This is a genomic window from Caldimicrobium sp. SLHALR3 (genome assembly GCF_058692735.1).
In genome coordinates this window covers 987,914-1,004,056 of record NZ_CP182484.1, presented here as the reverse complement: position 1 = coordinate 1,004,056, position 16,143 = coordinate 987,914, and the positions used below count along the sequence as shown (strand labels likewise).

The window sequence follows — 16,143 nt, the reverse complement described above, 5'->3', positions numbered from 1 at the left end:
TGGTATTATGGAAAGAACTCTTGTTATGATCAAACCCGATGGGGTTGAAAGAAATCTTATTGGTAAAATTATTAGCATTTTTGAAGAAAAGGGATTGAGGGTTATTGCTCTTAAAAAATTAAGGCTTACAAAAGAACAGGCAAAGGCATTTTACATTGTTCATAAAGAGCGTCCTTTTTATGAAAGTCTAACAGATTATATAAGTTCTGGTCCTGTTGTGGCAATGGTTATTGAAGGGGAAAATGCCATAAAAAGAGTGCGTGAAATAATGGGAGCAACAGATCCTAAGGAAGCTGAAGAAGGCAGTATAAGAAAGCTTTTTGGCTTAAACAAAGAAAAAAATACTGTTCATGGTTCTGATAGCCCTGAATCTGCTCAAAAGGAAATACACTTCTTTTTCAGTGAGTCAGAATTAATAGCAGCTGAATAAATGACAGAAAAAGATTGGATAGAATATCTTAAAAAATACCTTGTAGAAGATTTTTTAGTTTTAAAATCTAAAAATGAAGATTGTGCAGTCATAAAATTAGGTAATAAAAAGTATTTACTTCTCACTACAGATGCCTTGGTAGAGGAAATTCATTTCCGATTTGCTTATACCTCTTTTTTTGATTTAGGGGTGAAACTTGCTACTTCAAATTTAAGTGATATAGCTGCTATGGGAGGAGAGCCCAGGTGGGCTCTTCTAACCATAGGCTCTCCACACTCTATAGAACCATTTTGGATTGATCCTTTTATGGAAGGATTAACCTCTGTTCTTAAAAAATATGGAGCTTTTTTAGTAGGTGGAGACACTGTAAAAAGTCCTTCCTTTTTTGTTAATTTGGCTCTCATTGGAGAAACTAAAAATCCCATTCTGAGAAAAGGAACAAAACCTGGTGAATTTATCTTTGTTTCAAGACCTCTTGGAGAAAGTTCTGCTTTTTTAAGATTAATTAAAAGCAAATCCTTAGAGGAAATACCTCAGTCTGTAAAGTTAGCTCACTTAAGACCTGAACCAGAAATTGAACTTGGAAAAGTTTTGTCTAAAAATAATTTAGTAACCTCTATGATTGATATTTCTGACGGACTTCTCCTTGATCTTTGGAGAATTTGTGAAGAAAATGAAACAGGTGCAGAAATTTGGGAAGAAAAAATCCCTAAAGGTGAATTTGCTACCTTAGAAGATGCCTTATACGGTGGAGAAGATTATGCCCTTTTATTTACAGTTAAAGAAAATAACCTTAAAAATTTAGAAAAAATAGCTAAAAAGCTTAAAAAAACCTTATTTAAAATAGGAAAAATAATAGAAGAAAAAAAGCTTTATTTAATAAGAGGAACTGAAAAAGTTGAAATTAAACCAGAAGGATTTGATCACTTTAAAAATTAAAGAAAAAGAAGGGAGGAAAAATTTTTCCTCCCTTCTTCACTTAAATCTTTATTTTTCAACATTGATTTTAATTACTTTCTTCTTTTCTTCTGGCTTCTTCGGTAATACTATCTTTAATACACCATTTTTATAGGTTGCTGAAACTTTGTCTTCTTCCACTTCACAAGGTAACTGGATTGATCTCATAAAACTACCATAGTATCTTTCCATTCTATAAAAGTTTTCTTTCTTTTCTTCTTCCTCCTTCTTCTTTTCACCTCTAATTATTAATACATTATCTGAAATACTAATTTCCATATCCTCAGGATTTACACCTGGAACATCAACTTTTACGATAATTTCATTTTCAGTTTCTGAAACATCAATAGCTGGTATCCATTCTATACCTTCAAATCTTTCTGTTAACCAACCTTTACCAAAAAATTCTTGTAATATACGATCCATCTCCCTTCTTAATTCTTGAAATGGACGCCAAAGTGTTAAATCAGCCATATTCTCACCTCCTTTATTTTATTTTTTCAATTTTTATTTTAAAAATAAGCATCAATTTATTTTTTTCAAGCAGTTAAACTGAAGTAATTTTAGTATAATTTTTATAACAATTTATCAATGATACACATATTGAAACTTTAACGATCGTATTTATTTTTAATAAAAAACTTTTACCTTAGGGGGTAAAAAATGAGACTTGACAAATTTACTTTTAAAGCTCAAGAGGCTTTACAAAGTGCTCAGCGATTAGCTGAAGCTTATAGCCATCCTCAATTAGAAGCTGAGCACTTACTAAAAGCTTTAGTTGAACAAGAAGGAGGAATAATACCTACTATTCTCGATAGATTGGGGGTTAATTCAAAAATTATTTCTTCTGATTTAGACGAAATTTTAGAAAAATTTCCCAAACTCACATATGGAACATATCAACTATATCTTTCAATGAACCTGAAACAGATCCTTGATAAAGCTGAAGCATTAGCTAAGGAAATGAGAGATGAGTACATATCTACGGAGCATTTATTTTTAAGTATAATTGACAGCCCCACAAGAGCGGGAGAAATTTTAAGAAAAAGGGGAATCACTTTTAGTAATGCTAAAGAAGAAATTATGAAAATAAGAAAAGGGCAAAGAATTACAGATCAAAATCCAGAGGAGAAGTATCAGGCTTTGGAAAAATTTGGAAGAGATTTAACAGCTCTTGCCAAAGCTGGAAAACTTGATCCAGTTATTGGAAGAGATGAAGAAATAAGAAGAATTATGCACATTTTATCAAGAAGAACTAAAAATAATCCTGTTCTTGTTGGAGAACCAGGAGTTGGTAAAACAGCCATTGTAGAGGGTCTTGCTCAAAGAATTGTTGCGGGAGATGTTCCAGAAGTATTGAAAAACAAAAGAATCATTCAACTGGATATGGGTGCTTTGCTTGCAGGAACAAAGTTTAGAGGTGAGTTTGAGGAAAGGCTTAAAGCTGTTTTGAGGGAAATACAGGCAAGTGAAGGAGAAATCATTCTTTTTATTGACGAGATTCACACTATTGTTGGTGCAGGAGCTGCAGAAGGTGCAATTGATGCAGCTAACATGCTTAAACCTGCTCTTGCAAGAGGTGAACTTAGATGTATTGGAGCTACAACAATTGATGAATATCGCAAATACATAGAAAAAGACCCAGCCCTTGAAAGAAGATTCCAACCAGTTTATGTAGATGAACCCACTCCAGAAGAAGCAATAGCCATTTTAAGAGGATTAAAGGAAAAATACGAAGTTCATCACGGAGTCAGAATTACTGATAATGCCATTATCGCTGCTGTTATGCTTTCTCACAGATATATTAGCGATAGATACCTTCCTGATAAGGCTATAGACTTAATAGATGAGGCTGCAGCAAAACTTCGTATAGAGATAGATTCTATGCCAACAGAAATAGACGAAATAGAAAGAAAAATTAAACAGCTTGAAATTGAAAAAGTAGCTTTAGAAAAAGAGACAGATCCTAAGGCAAGAGAAAGATTAAATAAGCTTCTTGAACAGCTAAACGAACTTAAAGAAAAGGCTGAAACTTTAAAAGCTCAATGGTTAAAGGAAAAAGAAATAATTCAGAGTATAAGAAAATTAAAGGAAAAAATTGATCAACTAAAAATTGAAGCTCAACAAGCTGAAAGACAAGGAGATTTAAACAGGGTGGCAGAAATTATATATGGTATTATTCCTCAGCTTCAGAAAGAATTAGAGGATAAAAATAAAAAATTAGAAGAATTACAAAAAGAACATAAATTTCTAAAAGAAGAAGTGGATGCAGAAGATATAGCTCAAATTGTATCTAAGTGGACGGGAATTCCTGTGAGTAGGCTTCTTGAGAGTGAGAGAGAAAAACTTTTGAAAATCGAAGAAAGGTTGAAACAAAGGGTGGTCGGTCAGGATCATGCCATATCTGCAGTAGCTAATGCTTTAAGACGAGCAAGAGCAGGATTAAAAGATCCAAGAAGACCTATAGGTTCATTCCTTTTCATTGGTCCCACAGGAGTTGGAAAAACAGAATTAGCAAAAGCACTTGCAGAATTTATGTTTGATACAGAAGATGCCATGATAAGAATTGACATGAGTGAATATATGGAAAAACACTCAGTTGCAAGACTTATAGGTGCTCCACCTGGATATGTAGGTTACGAAGAAGGTGGTCAATTAACTGAAGCAGTAAGAAGAAAACCGTATTCTGTTATCCTTTTTGACGAAATAGAAAAAGCTCATCCTGATGTTTTTAACATACTCCTTCAGGTTCTTGATGATGGAAGACTAACTGATGGAAAGGGAAGAACCGTTGATTTTAAAAATACAATTATCATAATGACCTCAAATGTAGGAAGCTTTTACTTCCAAGACCTATCTTTATCCCGTAAAGAAATAGAAGACAGAGTTTTTGAACTTCTTAAATCTACTTTCAGACCTGAGTTTTTAAATAGAATTGACGAAATCATAGTATTTAACAATCTCACAAGAGATGATATAATTAAAATTGTGGACATTCAAATTAGATATCTTAATGAAAGACTTGCAGAAAAGGGAATGGTTTTAGAATTAACAGATAAAGCTAAAGAACTTCTTGCTACTTACGGGTATGATCCAGTATTTGGTGCAAGACCTCTAAAGAGAACTATTCAAAAGTATATTGAAAATGTCTTAGCTTTAAAAATTTTAGAGGGAGTTTTTAACGAAGGAGATAAAATAATAGTTGATGTAAATGAAGCCAGAGAATTTGAATTTAGAAAAGCTGGAGAAGTAGAAGAGTTTAAAAAGGTGGCTCTTCATTAATGAAATATAAAATAATTTTTTTTGGAACTCCTGAATTTGCCATTCCTCCTTTAGAGGGTCTTTACGAAAAAGAAGACTTAGTAGCTGTTGTTACCCAAACAGATAAACCAAAAGGGAGGGGATTAAAACCTTCTCCCTCTCCTGTTAAAACCTGGGCTTTATCAAAAGGTATAAAAGTATTAGAACCTCTAAAATTAAAAGACCCCCAATTTTTAAGTACTATAAGAGAACTAAATCCAGATCTTATTGTTGTTTGTGCTTATGGTAAAATATTACCGAGAGAGCTTTTAGAAATCCCTAAATTTGGCTGCTGGAATATACATGCATCTCTTCTTCCAAAGTATAGAGGCGCTTCTCCTATAAACTGGGCAATTTTTGAAGGGGAAAGAGAAACAGGTATTACTATAATGATTATGGATGAAGGACTTGATACCGGTCCTATACTTTTGCAAAAAAAGATAGAAATTTCTGAAGAAGATGATGCTATAAGTCTTTCTAAAAAACTCAGCTTTTTAGGAAAAGAAGCTATCCTTGAAGCTATTGAATTACATAAAAAGGGAAAACTCAAACCTTTTCCACAGCCAGAAAACGATATCTCCTATGCTCCTATTTTAAAAAAAGAAGACGGATTTTTTACTTTTGAAGAACCTGCTCAAAAAATAGAGAGAAAAGTAAAGGCTTTCTTACCCTGGCCAACTGCTTTTACTTATTATAAAAATAAAATTTTAAAAATATTTTCAGCTAAGGCTATAACATTTGAACATAATGAAAAACCAGGAACTATTTTAGAAATAAATAAAGATGGCATACTTGTTGCTACTTCTAAGGATGCAATCTTACTCAAAGAGGTCCAGTTAGAGGGTAAGAAAAAAATTTCTGCTTATGAATTTGCCTGCGGTCAAAGACTTAAAAAAGGTGATCTTTTGGAGTAAGATGAGGAATCCTTCCTTTGTGTAAAATCTTTAAAATTGGAGAAGCGATAAATATAGAACTATAAATCCCTACGATAAATCCAATAGTTAAAGCAAGAGCAAAATCTCTTATAACAGTTCCTCCAAATATTAAAAGACTTACCGAGCCAAAAAGAGTGGTAAGAGTAGTGATTACAGTTCTTGATAGCACCTCATTTATGCTAACATTTATTAAATTATCAAATTCGTCAAACTTTTTATTTAAAATATTTTCTCTTATTCTGTCAAAAATAACTACTGTGTCTGTTAATGAGTAACCAGCTAAGGTAAGTAAAGCTGTAATAAAAAGGAGGTTTATTTCCTTTCCTAAAAGGTAAAATATTGCAAGGGTTACCAATACATCGTGGAATGTTGCAATTCCTGCTGCTACACCAAAATAAAAATCAAATCTAAAAGTTAAGTAAAGAATAATTCCTATTAAAGCACCAAGAATTACAAAGGTAGCCTTGTTTTTTAATTCTTTACTTATAGTTGCTCCTATTTCTTCTTTTGCTAAAAGAGTAAATTTATATTCAGAGCACTTAGTTCTTAAAGTAGTTAGAATTTTTTCCACATCCTCGGTAAGAGTTTCCTTAGAGCTTTTTAGCTTTAAAAGAAGCATATTTTCTCCTTTTACATCCTGAAGGGTAAAATCCTTGAATCCCTCCTCTAAAAGAGCTTTTCTTACTTTATCAAGAGCTGGAGGAGTTTCACTTTTCAGGTAAAGAAGTGTTCCACCTGTAAAGTCTATTCCAAGATTTGCCTTTCCTCTAAAAGCCTGAATAAAGGCTATTATTCCTATTATAGAAAGGATGATAGATAGTCCTGCAAATATTTTTTTATACTTCATAAAATTAAATTTAGGATTTCTTATAATTTCGAAAAACTTGATCTTAAAATCCTTTCCCCCTTCGTAAAGATATTCATAAAATATTTTGGTTACAAAAATAGCTGTAAAAAGATTAACTATGATAGAGATGGAAAGAGTTACTGCAAAACCTCTGATAGGTCCTGTTCCAAAAATAAACAAAATTAAAGAAGTTATAAGCACTGTAATGTGGGCATCAAATATAGTCCAGAAAGTTCTTGAATATCCTTGAAAAATAGAAGAAAAGGTGCTTCTTCCTAATTTTAATTCTTCTCTAATCCTCTCAAAAATAAGCACATTTGAGTCAACACCCATCCCTATACTCAAGATAATTCCTGCAATTCCAGGAAGAGTAAGGGTTGCCTGAAAGGCAGATAAAAGAGCTAAAAGAAAATAAATATTTAAAATAAGCGCAAAAACTGCTATCATTCCAGAAATTGTATAATAAATAGAAGTAAATAGGACAACAGCTGTTGCTCCTATCAAACCTGCTACAATTCCCTTTTGAATTGAATCTTTTCCAAGAGAAGGACCAATGGTAATATTTTGTAAAATTTTAACTGGAGCAGGAAGGGCTCCGGCTCTTAAAACAAGAGCAAGATCTGAAGCCTCTTCCATAGTAAAACCACCTGTAATCTGAGCCTCTCCTCCTGAAATCTTCTCCCTAATAACAGGTGCAGACCTAACTACTTCGTCAAGAACAATGGCAAGTCTTTTACCTACATTTGAAGAGGTAATCTGTTCGAATATCTTTGCTCCTCTTGAATCAAATTGAAGCCATACATAAGGCTCATTAAACTGTGGATCTATTCTAACTTGAGCATTTTTAAGATAAGTTCCTGTAAGAACTGCCTCTTTTTTAAGAATTATAGGTTTTTTAATAATTTTACCGGTTTTTCTATCTTTTTCTACTAAAAAGTAAAACTCGGAATCTACAGGAATATAAGAACTTATAATCCTTCTCCATTCCTCTAAGGACGCATCTGGAGAAATCTTACCTTCTTTTATAAGGGAATTAATAAGAGCATTTAAATCGAGTTTTTGCATGGTTTCTTCATCTACAAGTTTAAATTCAAGCTGAGCAGTCTGCCCTATTACATTTATAGCTCTTTGAGGATCTTTTAGTCCAGGAAGTTGAATTACAATTTTATCTGAGCCCTGTTTAGTTATTATAGGTTCTGCCACTCCAAATTGGTCAATTCTATTTCTTATTACCTCAAGAACCTGATTTAAAATATGCTCTTTTATATAGGAGATTTTTTCTTCTGATAAGGCAATTTCTACAAAAAATGCTCCTTCCTTCTTTTCTTCCTTAGTTATCTGAAGTTCTTTAAAGTCTTTTAAAATGTCCTTTTTAAATATTTGCAAATCCTCTTCTCTATAAAACTTCAAACTTGCCTTATTTTCTTGAGGAATTAGGTCAAATCTAATGTCTGCTCTTACAAGTTGAGCTTTTATATCCTGCAAATAATTATCGAATTGATTTTTTAAAGCCTTATCTAAATCAGGTTGTAAAACTAAATGAACTCCACCTTTTAAATCAAGACCGAGCTTTAGCTCACCTCTATAAATATATTTCTTAAACCAAGGAGGAAGCTCTTTTACAAAGGTGGGAAGTAAAAGGAATCCTGAAAATAGAATCAAAAAAATTACTAATCCTATTTTTAACTTTAGTTTTAAAGACAAAACCAGATCTCCCTTAAGACTTTACTTACATTCAAGTGCTTTTCTAATGTTTTCTAAATTATAATTTAAGAGATCTATATAGCTTCCTGGCATGTAATAGGTTCCACCAGACCAAAGTTTTATAACTTTGATTCCTCTTTCTTCAAAAAATTTTCGATATCTTTCAAATTCAGGATCTGTTAAAAATACAATTTTACTTCCTGAATTTTTAGCTTTTTTATAAATCTCTATTAAAGCTTTAATGCTTGGTTCCCCTTCTTTATGATGACTTTTTAAAAGAGTAACTTCTCTCACTCCAGAATCTTTCAAAAGATAGCCAAAAACAGGATGACCTAAAAGATAAATCTCTTTTAATTTACACCTTTTAAGAGCTTGATATTCCTTTTGAACTTTATCTAAAGACCTTAAAAATTCCTCTTTTCTTCTTTGATAAACTTTTTCTTTTGAAGGCTCTTTTGTAATTAAATAGTCAGTAAAATCCTTTACCAATACTTTTATTCTTTCTATATCAAACCAAAGATGAGGATCTGAAAATTTAAATTCTCCTCTTGAAAGACTTAAAGTTTTTTTATCTTTTCTCAATTGATATACCTTCTTTGCCCAGCTTTCAGTTCCTACAATTATAACAAGATCTGCTGATTTGATCCTTTGCCACTGAGAAAGAGTGGGTTCAAAAAAGTGGAAGTCCTCTTTTTCACTCTGAAGTCTGTAAATGTTATGCTCTTTCGCAATTTCTTTTACAATCTTTTCCAAAGGTTGATTAGAAACAATTATTTCTAATGCATAAAGAGAATCTTTTAGAAAAAATAAAATTAAAATACCTAAAAATATTCTTAAAAATAACTGAACTATTTTCATATTTTAAACCTCCTAAAAATTCCTAAAAATTTTAAATTATACTTTTTAAAAAGTCAATAAAAAATTTAGGATATATTCTATTTTAAAATACGAAAATCCACTGAAATTGGCTTACCATTCAAAACTTTGCACAACTATTATTCCTTCTTTTTTGGCAAGCTTTATAGCTTCCTTGGTTGCAAAATGGGTAACAATAAGTTTTACCAACTCAACTTCTCCATATTCTTCCTTTAATGCCTTTTCCTTTTTCTTAAGCTGCTTGAGAGTTTTTTCAAAATCCTTCTTTTTCTCCTCAAATCTAATCTTTGACTCACCTATAATATAAACTTCCTTACCATTAAATTTCCCCTTAGCAAAAAAGTTAATTTCTTCACCTTTAATGCAAGTTCTAATAAATCTTTCAATTACTTCAATTCCATATTTTTCTTTTAAAAAAGAAGGAAGACGTCTATAAGCTTCGTTTTCAAAAGCATAGCTGAGACTTGTAGTAAAGCCTCCAAAATCTTTGCGAAGTTTATCAAGATCATCTCTCGTTTTTCTATGCTCTTCAACAAGTTTTCTAAGTTCCTCTTCAGTTCTCCTCTGAGCCTCAGCTAAAGCCTCAACCTTTTCACTTAAAGTATTAAGTCTCTCCTCGGTTTTCCTCTGTGCTCCAGCAAGAGCCTCAAGTCTTTCCTCAGTTCTCCTCTGAGCCTCAGCTAAAGCCTCAACCTTTTCACTTAAAGTATTAAGTCTCTCCTCGGTTTTCCTCTGTGCTCCAGCAAGAGCCTCAAGTCTTTCCTCAGTTCTCCTCTGAGCCTCAGCTAAAGCCTCAACCTTTTCCTCTGTTCTTTTCTGTGCCTCAGCCAAAACCATCAGGGTATTTGAAATTTTTTCTACAATATTTTTAAGCTCAAGAAAATCTTCTCTCCTCACAGTCTCCCCGATAACTTGATCAATTTTCTCAAGAATTTTAAAGAAAATTTCCCTCAAATGAGGTTCAAGATTTTGTAATTCACGATAAAGATCAACTATTAAAACCCCCATCTTTTCCCCTTTTTAAAAATCTTAAAAAGAATTTAGGTTATTTTCAAAATTTGTCAACATAAAGTTTCATTGAATAAAATATTATATTAAAGCTCATCTGAAAGAGTAACGAATTCTATTTTCTTTCCATTAATTTCCTTTGTTTTTATAACAGTTTTTAAGGATAAAAGATTTTTTTGTAAAAGCTCCTTTTTTCCAAAAGGTATTTTTAAAACATAAAAATTTCCTGGAGGTGTTATTCTTCTTCTTAGTTCTGCATTTAAAAGTAAGAGAATTTTATAATCTATTTCTCCAGCAACAGAAAATACTCTTAAATCAACTCCGCCATTTACTTTTATCTCTTCGTAATCAAAGACTTTATTTTCTTCAAAAGATAATCCGTATTTTTTAGGATTTTTTGCTATTAATGTAATAGCCATCCATTGAGGTAAATAGGCAGTTGTCTCAACAGGTAAACTATTTGAATTCAATACCTGCCAGTAATCCATAAAATTTTTAGCTGCTAAAATTCTTTTAAGTTTACCTTCTCCTAAATTATAACTTGCTATAGCTATTCTCCAGTCTCCAAAAGCCTCATATAAAGTTTTTAAATATTTCGCTGCTGCATAAGTAGATTTAATAAAATCTCTTCTTTCGTCAATCCAATCGTTTATTTTCAACCCGTATCTTTTTGCTGTTAATTCCATAAATTGCCATATACCAGCTGCACCTGCAGGAGAAGTAGCAAGAGGATTGCAACCACTTTCAATAAAAGCAAGATATACTAAATCTTCTGGAAGTCTGTATTCTTTGAAAATTGCTTTAAAATAAGGTAAAAAAAGAGAACATCTTGCAAACCAGCTTTCTAAAACTTCTTTTTTTTCGTTAGTGAAATATTTAAGAAAATAAGCTACTTGAGCATTTATGTCGGGAGGTAAGTTCTTTATAATTTGGGGCGGAAGTTCCTCTGTTGCTTCATAAGCCTCATCTTGATAAAACTCTTTATTTAAAAGCTCACTTTCAGAATTTACCCTAAAAGGGAAAATTAAAAAAATTATCCATATTATTAAACTAATAATCCCCCTTAAAAACATTGAGAAGTATCTCCACATTAATGTAAGTATCTTCTTCATTATGAGCTTCTGAAACTAATAGAGGTCTTATATTTTTTTCTTTAAGAAAGTCAAATACTTCTTTAAACCTCACTTTCCCCTTTCCTATGGCTAAATGATCATCATATTTTCCTAAATTATCATGGCAATGAATTTCTTTAAGATAAGGATAAAGGACTTTTAACCATTCCATTTCTTCTTTTTCAGAAAACACTCTTGCATGAGCAGGATCAAAGCACCAATAAAGTTTTCCTTTAAAATTTTCAAAAACAGGCTTTAAAAATTCAGGATCTGGCTCAAAAACATTTTCCAAGGATATGGTTAAACCAAGTTCTTCTGCCAGAATTAAAATCTTTTCCAAACCCTTTATAAAACTTTCTCTCCATTCCTCTTTTGCTTCTCTATGATAATCCATATGATATCCAGAGTGTAAAACAAGATTTAAAGGCTCAAAAAGAGAAGCCCTTTCCATGCTCAAAAAAATTCTTTTTAAACTCACTTCTTTTATCCAAGGATCAAGCGCCCCCACAGATAAATCCATAAAAGGTAAATGAATAGTTGTTTTTATGCCATAATCTTTAAGTTTCTTTGCAATATGTTTGAAATCTAAATAAGAATAATTATCAAGTGCCTTTGCATTTATAGATATTTCTAAATTTATTTTTGTTTCAAGAACTAAAGGAAAATATTTATTCAACAAAAGCTCCCAAGGAATGGAAACAAAAACCAATTCTTCCATCTTAAGCACCTTTATAAAAATTCTTTATTGATAAAATAACATAATCAACTTCTTCCTCAGTCAAATAGGGATATAGAGGGAGACTTAAAACCTCTTTTGAAAGTCTTTCTGTAATAGGAAGATCTCCGTTTTTAAAATTAAGCTCCCTATAAATAGGCTGTAAATGCAAAGGTTTTCTGTAATAAATTCCTGTTATTATTCCTCTTTCTTCTAAAAATTTTTTCAGTTTATCTCTATTTTTAGCTCTTATTGTAAATAAAGAATAGGAAGAAAAATAATTTTTAGGAAAATAAGGAAGTTTGAGATAAGGCTCTAAATCTTTTAAACCGTTTATATATTTTTCTACAATTTTTTTTCTCAGTTCTAATTCTTTTTCAAAATATTTAAATTTTACAAGTAAAATTGCACTATGTATTTCATCTATTCTGCCATTTAACCCATGATATTTATAAAAATAAGGCTTTGTCTGGCCGTGTTCCTTTAATCTTCTTATGAGTTCTGCAAGTTTTCTATTTGAGGTAAATACCATTCCAGCATCCCCAAAAGTAGAAAGTGGTTTAGTGGGATAAAAAGAGGTTGCAGAAGCTATACCAAAGGTTCCCACCTTCTTTTCTCCAATCTTTGCTCCAAAAGCCTGACATATATCCTCAATTAAGTAAATTTTCTTTTCTTTACAAAATTCGCTAATCTCTTTTAAGTCTGCAGGAAGCCCAAAAAGACTCACAGCTATTACCGCTGAAATTTTTTTTCTTTTCTTTTTTAATTTTTCATAGCTTTCAACTAAACTTTTAAAAGACATGTTATAAGTGTTCTTTTCTACATCAACAAAATAAGGAATTAGCCCGGCTCTTATCACTACCTCAGCGGTGGAAACAAAAGTGAAGGAAGGAACAAGAACATAGGTGTTTTGAGGAAGATTTAAAGCTTTTAAAATAAGAAAAAGTGCCTCTGTCCCAGAAGAGACTCCTATGGCATAAGAAGTCCCCAAATAATCAGCTAAGGTCTCCTCAAGTTCTCTGGTATTTGGTCCATTTAAATAAATACCACTTCTCAAAACCTCTAAAACCTTACTTTCTAACTCTTCTTTATAAACCTCATAACATCTTTTAAGATCTATAAAAGGTATCTTCTTCATACTTTTTTCCTTTAAAACCTTGTAATAAAAAATTACAATAATTATACTTTAGTTTTTAAGAATTTCCAAAGGAAATTTTTACCACTTGCAATGACTGCACACTTAGCTATCCAGTGATAAATTTCATCTACCTTATGTATCACTTCGAAATTCGCTTACGAGTGATTTGTTTTATTTTTAATAGCTTTTATGAAAAAGAGTTTTATTCCTTCCCAGAGAGGCTCTATCTCTGGAAGAATATCAAGCTCCGCATCTTCAAAATAAATCACAGCCCTTTCAAAAGCTGCTTCAGAAAAAACCTTACCATATTTGCTCTTGCAAATCTCTTTAATTTTGTTCAAATTCCACCTGTGAGTCTTCATAAGAAACCACAGATCATAAAAGTCTTTTTTTGTTCCTCTCTGCATAATGGCTATTGCTTTCATTCCTGCTATATCCTCATCTGAAGCCACAGCCACGTTTTCTATTATTTCCACAGGTTTTATTAACTTATAGGGATAAAGGAAAAAACTGCATTTTACTCCATCAAGATAAAAGATCAAAGTGTCATCCTTAAGTGTTTCCACTTCCAGATTTCCGTGCTTTTGAAGAGTATTTAAATGAAGAAGGACAGGTTTTTGAAAAAAAACTTCAGAAAAAAAGTCAAAGTCTTTTGAAGTTCTATGATTATACTTTAAGGCTAAAGCTGTGCCACCTGCTAAATAAAAACTTTCTTCAATAATCCCAGATTTTACAAGCTTCTCTAAAACTTTTTTTAGCTTCTCTGGCAATTTCATCATCTGAAATCTCCAGAATTATTTTCCAGAAATTTCTGTTTCTTTTATCCATCTGATAATAAAACTTGAAATAAAGATCTTTTAGATATTCCACAGGATACTCTTTTAGAAGTGTTTCATAAGGCTCTCCGCACATTTTTCTGAAAACAAGCACATCTTTGCTTTTTGTCCCATCCCAGAGGTATTTTTCCATCTCAAATAACTTTTAGTTTTCTTTTAAATTTGAAATTTAATCCTTGATATAATGTTTTATAATAATTATACTTTAGTTTTGGTATTCTCCCAAGAAATTTTCCCAACAAAAAAATGAAAAAAGTCCTTTTTTACAGAAGAGGAGCACTGGGGGATACCCTTCTCACTTTTCCCATTTTTGAAACACTAAAAAGAAAAAATTTTTATATAGTAGCTGTAGGGAATACAGATTATTTAAAAATAGCCAAAACCTTGGGATGGGTTGATGAAATCTATAGTGATCTCTATCCTCAAATTCTTGAAAAGGACTATGATCTAAAAATTTTATTTCGTAAAAATGAAGGCTTTTCTCCATTTCCCTCTGAAAGAGTCTGGATAGTTGATTATTACTTCAAAATTTTGAATCTGAAAAAGGATTATTCTCCTATTTTACCTATAAAAAAGAGTCCTGAAAGTCCTCTTAAAGGAAAGGCTGTTTTGCATCCCGGAAGTGGTTCATTCAAAAAGATTCCTCCCTTTTTGCTTTTTGAAAAAATTGAAAAATATCTGCATTCAAAGGGATTTGAAGTAATATACCTTGTGGGAGAATCAGATAGATGGGTAAAAAATTTAGTTTTCAACTACTGGGAATGCTTTGACCCATTATCCATAGCACAAGCCTTGAAAAGTGCGAAGCTTTTCATTGGACTTGATAGCGGAATATCTCACCTTGCTAGTTATCTGGGAGTTAAATCTCTTCTATTTTATGGTCCAACAGATAGCATTATCTGGAAACCCATAGGGATTAATTACAAAATCATATCTCTAAATTTAGAATGCAGTCCCTGTTTTCCTGATGTATGTGAAGAAAGAACCTGCTTAAATCCAGATGCTCTTTTTAATGAGTTTTTGAAGCTTTTTAATTATTAGTTTTTCTAATAATTTCTTAACATTTTATTAATACTTTCTATTAGCCTTATCCATTTTTAAAAGTAAACTTTATATAAAAACTTTCTTGGAGGTTGGAAGATGAAGGAGGTTGATGCAAAAGGGCTTCCCTGTCCACAACCTGTTATAAAAACTAAAGAAGCTTTAGACTCCTTAAATATAGGAGAAAAAATAAAGGTAATTGTAGATAACGAGACTGCTCTTAAAAATATCCAAAAATTTGCAAGCTCCCAGGGGCATAAAATTATTTCTGTAGAAAAGGAAAATTCAAATTTTTTGATCACTATTGAGAAAGGGGGCAAAATAAAAAAAGATTTTACTATTAGCTGTGAGTTAGATATTGAAAAAGAAAGCGAAGTGTTTGTTGTGGTGGCAACTGATACCATGGGAAAGGACGAAGAGCTTGGAAAAATTCTTATGAAAGCCTATTTTGAAACTATGCTTGCCCACAATCTTTTCCCCAGCAGAATTTTTTTTATGAACAAAGGGGTTTTTCTAACCACTATTTACGAAGATTTTATTCCCTTACTTAAAAAGCTTGAAAAAAAAGGAGTAGAAATTTTTAGTTGTGGAACATGCTTGAAATATTTTCAGTTAGAGGATAAACTAAAGGTCGGACATAGAGCAGGAACAGATGTATATTTAGAAGGAATCTTTTATTCTAAAAAGACCGTTTGGATTGGATAAAAGATTTAAGGGGGATCTATGAAAGTAGGAATTCTTATGGGAAGTGATTCAGATCTCCCTGTTATGAAGGATGCGGTTGAGCTTTTAGAATTTTTTGAGATTCCCTATGAAATTTCCATCATATCTGCTCACAGAACTCCTGAAAAGGCTTTTGAATATGCAAAAACTGCTGAAGAAAGGGGAATTGAAGTAATAATTGCAGGAGCTGGTGGTGCAGCCCACCTTCCAGGTGTAATAGCTGCGTTGACCGTTGTCCCCGTAATAGGAGTCCCAATTAAAAGTAAAACCTTAGATGGACTTGACTCCCTTTTATCTATTGTTCAAATGCCAGCAGGTATACCTGTTGCTACAGTTGGTATAAATAATGCTAAAAATGCAGCTCTTCTTGCAGCCCACATCCTTTCTATAAAATATCCAGAAATAAAAGAAAAGTTAAAAGCTTACAGAGAAAAAATAAAAGAAGATGTAATAAAGAAAAACGAAAAACTTCAAAAATTAGGTTATAAAGAATACTTAACCACTTAATCTATTTTCTATCA

At 31.9% G+C, this 16,143-nt stretch carries 16 protein-coding genes; 7 read left to right on the top strand and 9 right to left on the bottom strand.

Translation table 11 applies throughout. The features are described 5' to 3' along the window. The first annotated feature begins 7 nt into the window (after positions 1–7). Positions 8–430: a nucleoside-diphosphate kinase gene (gene ndk / locus ACLGLP_RS05395; RefSeq protein WP_492112257.1), complete on the top strand. Its 423-nt coding sequence runs from the start codon at positions 8–10 to the stop codon at positions 428–430. Beyond that, positions 431–1,369 carry a thiamine-phosphate kinase gene (gene thiL, locus ACLGLP_RS05390; protein WP_492112256.1) on the top strand — a complete coding sequence of 313 codons (939 nt, stop codon included), beginning with the start codon at positions 431–433 and terminating at the stop codon, positions 1,367–1,369. A gap of 48 nt (positions 1,370–1,417) precedes the next feature. On the opposite strand, the gene ACLGLP_RS05385 is transcribed toward thiL, so the two are convergent. Further along, entirely contained in the window at positions 1,418–1,861 is a 444-nt protein-coding gene (locus ACLGLP_RS05385; RefSeq protein WP_492112255.1) for an Hsp20/alpha crystallin family protein, read from the bottom strand. 189 nt (positions 1,862–2,050) lie between these two features. Between ACLGLP_RS05385 and clpB the strand changes: the two genes are divergently transcribed. Together clpB and fmt are read left to right on the top strand one after the other, a co-directional pair. Next, complete coding sequence (gene clpB / locus ACLGLP_RS05380) at positions 2,051–4,669, top strand: ATP-dependent chaperone ClpB (RefSeq protein ID WP_492112254.1); 2,619 nt, start codon at positions 2,051–2,053, stop codon at positions 4,667–4,669. Beyond that, positions 4,669–5,601: a methionyl-tRNA formyltransferase gene (fmt, locus tag ACLGLP_RS05375; protein WP_492112253.1), complete on the top strand. Its 933-nt coding sequence runs from the start codon at positions 4,669–4,671 to the stop codon at positions 5,599–5,601. The genes clpB and fmt overlap by 1 nt, the downstream gene beginning before the upstream one ends. Here the strand turns inward: fmt and secD are convergent. The 8 genes from secD to ACLGLP_RS05335 form a co-directional block, all read right to left on the bottom strand. Beyond that, positions 5,576–8,173: a protein translocase subunit SecD gene (secD, locus tag ACLGLP_RS05370; protein WP_492112252.1), complete on the bottom strand. Its 2,598-nt coding sequence runs from the start codon at positions 8,171–8,173 to the stop codon at positions 5,576–5,578. The genes fmt and secD overlap by 26 nt on opposite strands. Before the next feature lie 21 nt (positions 8,174–8,194). Further along, entirely contained in the window at positions 8,195–9,031 is an 837-nt protein-coding gene (locus ACLGLP_RS05365) for a metal ABC transporter substrate-binding protein (RefSeq protein ID WP_492112251.1), read from the bottom strand. Between the two features lie 111 nt (positions 9,032–9,142). Then, positions 9,143–10,057: a DUF8196 domain-containing protein gene (locus ACLGLP_RS05360; RefSeq protein ID WP_492112250.1), complete on the bottom strand. Its 915-nt coding sequence runs from the start codon at positions 10,055–10,057 to the stop codon at positions 9,143–9,145. A gap of 86 nt (positions 10,058–10,143) precedes the next feature. Then, complete coding sequence (locus tag ACLGLP_RS05355; RefSeq protein ID WP_492112249.1) at positions 10,144–11,169, bottom strand: lytic transglycosylase domain-containing protein; 1,026 nt, start codon at positions 11,167–11,169, stop codon at positions 10,144–10,146. After that, on the bottom strand, positions 11,108–11,887 hold the full coding sequence (locus ACLGLP_RS05350; RefSeq protein ID WP_492112248.1) for a sugar phosphate isomerase/epimerase family protein: 780 nt from the start codon (positions 11,885–11,887) through the stop codon (positions 11,108–11,110). Before ACLGLP_RS05350 ends, ACLGLP_RS05355 begins: the two co-directional genes overlap by 62 nt. Position 11,888: 1 nt before the next feature. Beyond that, positions 11,889–13,022 carry a DegT/DnrJ/EryC1/StrS family aminotransferase gene (locus tag ACLGLP_RS05345; RefSeq protein WP_492112247.1) on the bottom strand — a complete coding sequence of 378 codons (1,134 nt, stop codon included), beginning with the start codon at positions 13,020–13,022 and terminating at the stop codon, positions 11,889–11,891. Positions 13,023–13,177: 155 nt separating this feature from the next. Further along, on the bottom strand, positions 13,178–13,801 hold the full coding sequence (locus tag ACLGLP_RS05340; protein ID WP_492112246.1) for a nucleotidyl transferase AbiEii/AbiGii toxin family protein: 624 nt from the start codon (positions 13,799–13,801) through the stop codon (positions 13,178–13,180). Continuing rightward, entirely contained in the window at positions 13,737–13,991 is a 255-nt protein-coding gene (locus ACLGLP_RS05335; protein ID WP_492112245.1) for a hypothetical protein, read from the bottom strand. Before ACLGLP_RS05335 ends, ACLGLP_RS05340 begins: the two co-directional genes overlap by 65 nt. A 113-nt stretch (positions 13,992–14,104) precedes the next feature. On the opposite strand from ACLGLP_RS05335, the gene ACLGLP_RS05330 reads away from it, so the two are divergent. The 3 genes from ACLGLP_RS05330 (at position 14,105) to purE (ending at position 16,129) form a co-directional block, all read left to right on the top strand. Then, positions 14,105–14,899 carry a glycosyltransferase family 9 protein gene (locus ACLGLP_RS05330; protein ID WP_492112244.1) on the top strand — a complete coding sequence of 265 codons (795 nt, stop codon included), beginning with the start codon at positions 14,105–14,107 and terminating at the stop codon, positions 14,897–14,899. A 99-nt stretch (positions 14,900–14,998) separates the two neighbouring features. Further along, positions 14,999–15,604 (top strand): sulfurtransferase-like selenium metabolism protein YedF, encoded by a 606-nt coding sequence (yedF, locus tag ACLGLP_RS05325; protein ID WP_492112243.1) that lies wholly within the window; start codon positions 14,999–15,001, stop codon positions 15,602–15,604. 18 nt (positions 15,605–15,622) lie between these two features. Further along, a complete protein-coding gene (gene purE, locus ACLGLP_RS05320; protein ID WP_492112242.1) occupies positions 15,623–16,129 on the top strand; it encodes a 5-(carboxyamino)imidazole ribonucleotide mutase in 507 nt (168 codons plus the stop codon). Positions 16,130–16,143 lie beyond the last annotated feature (14 nt).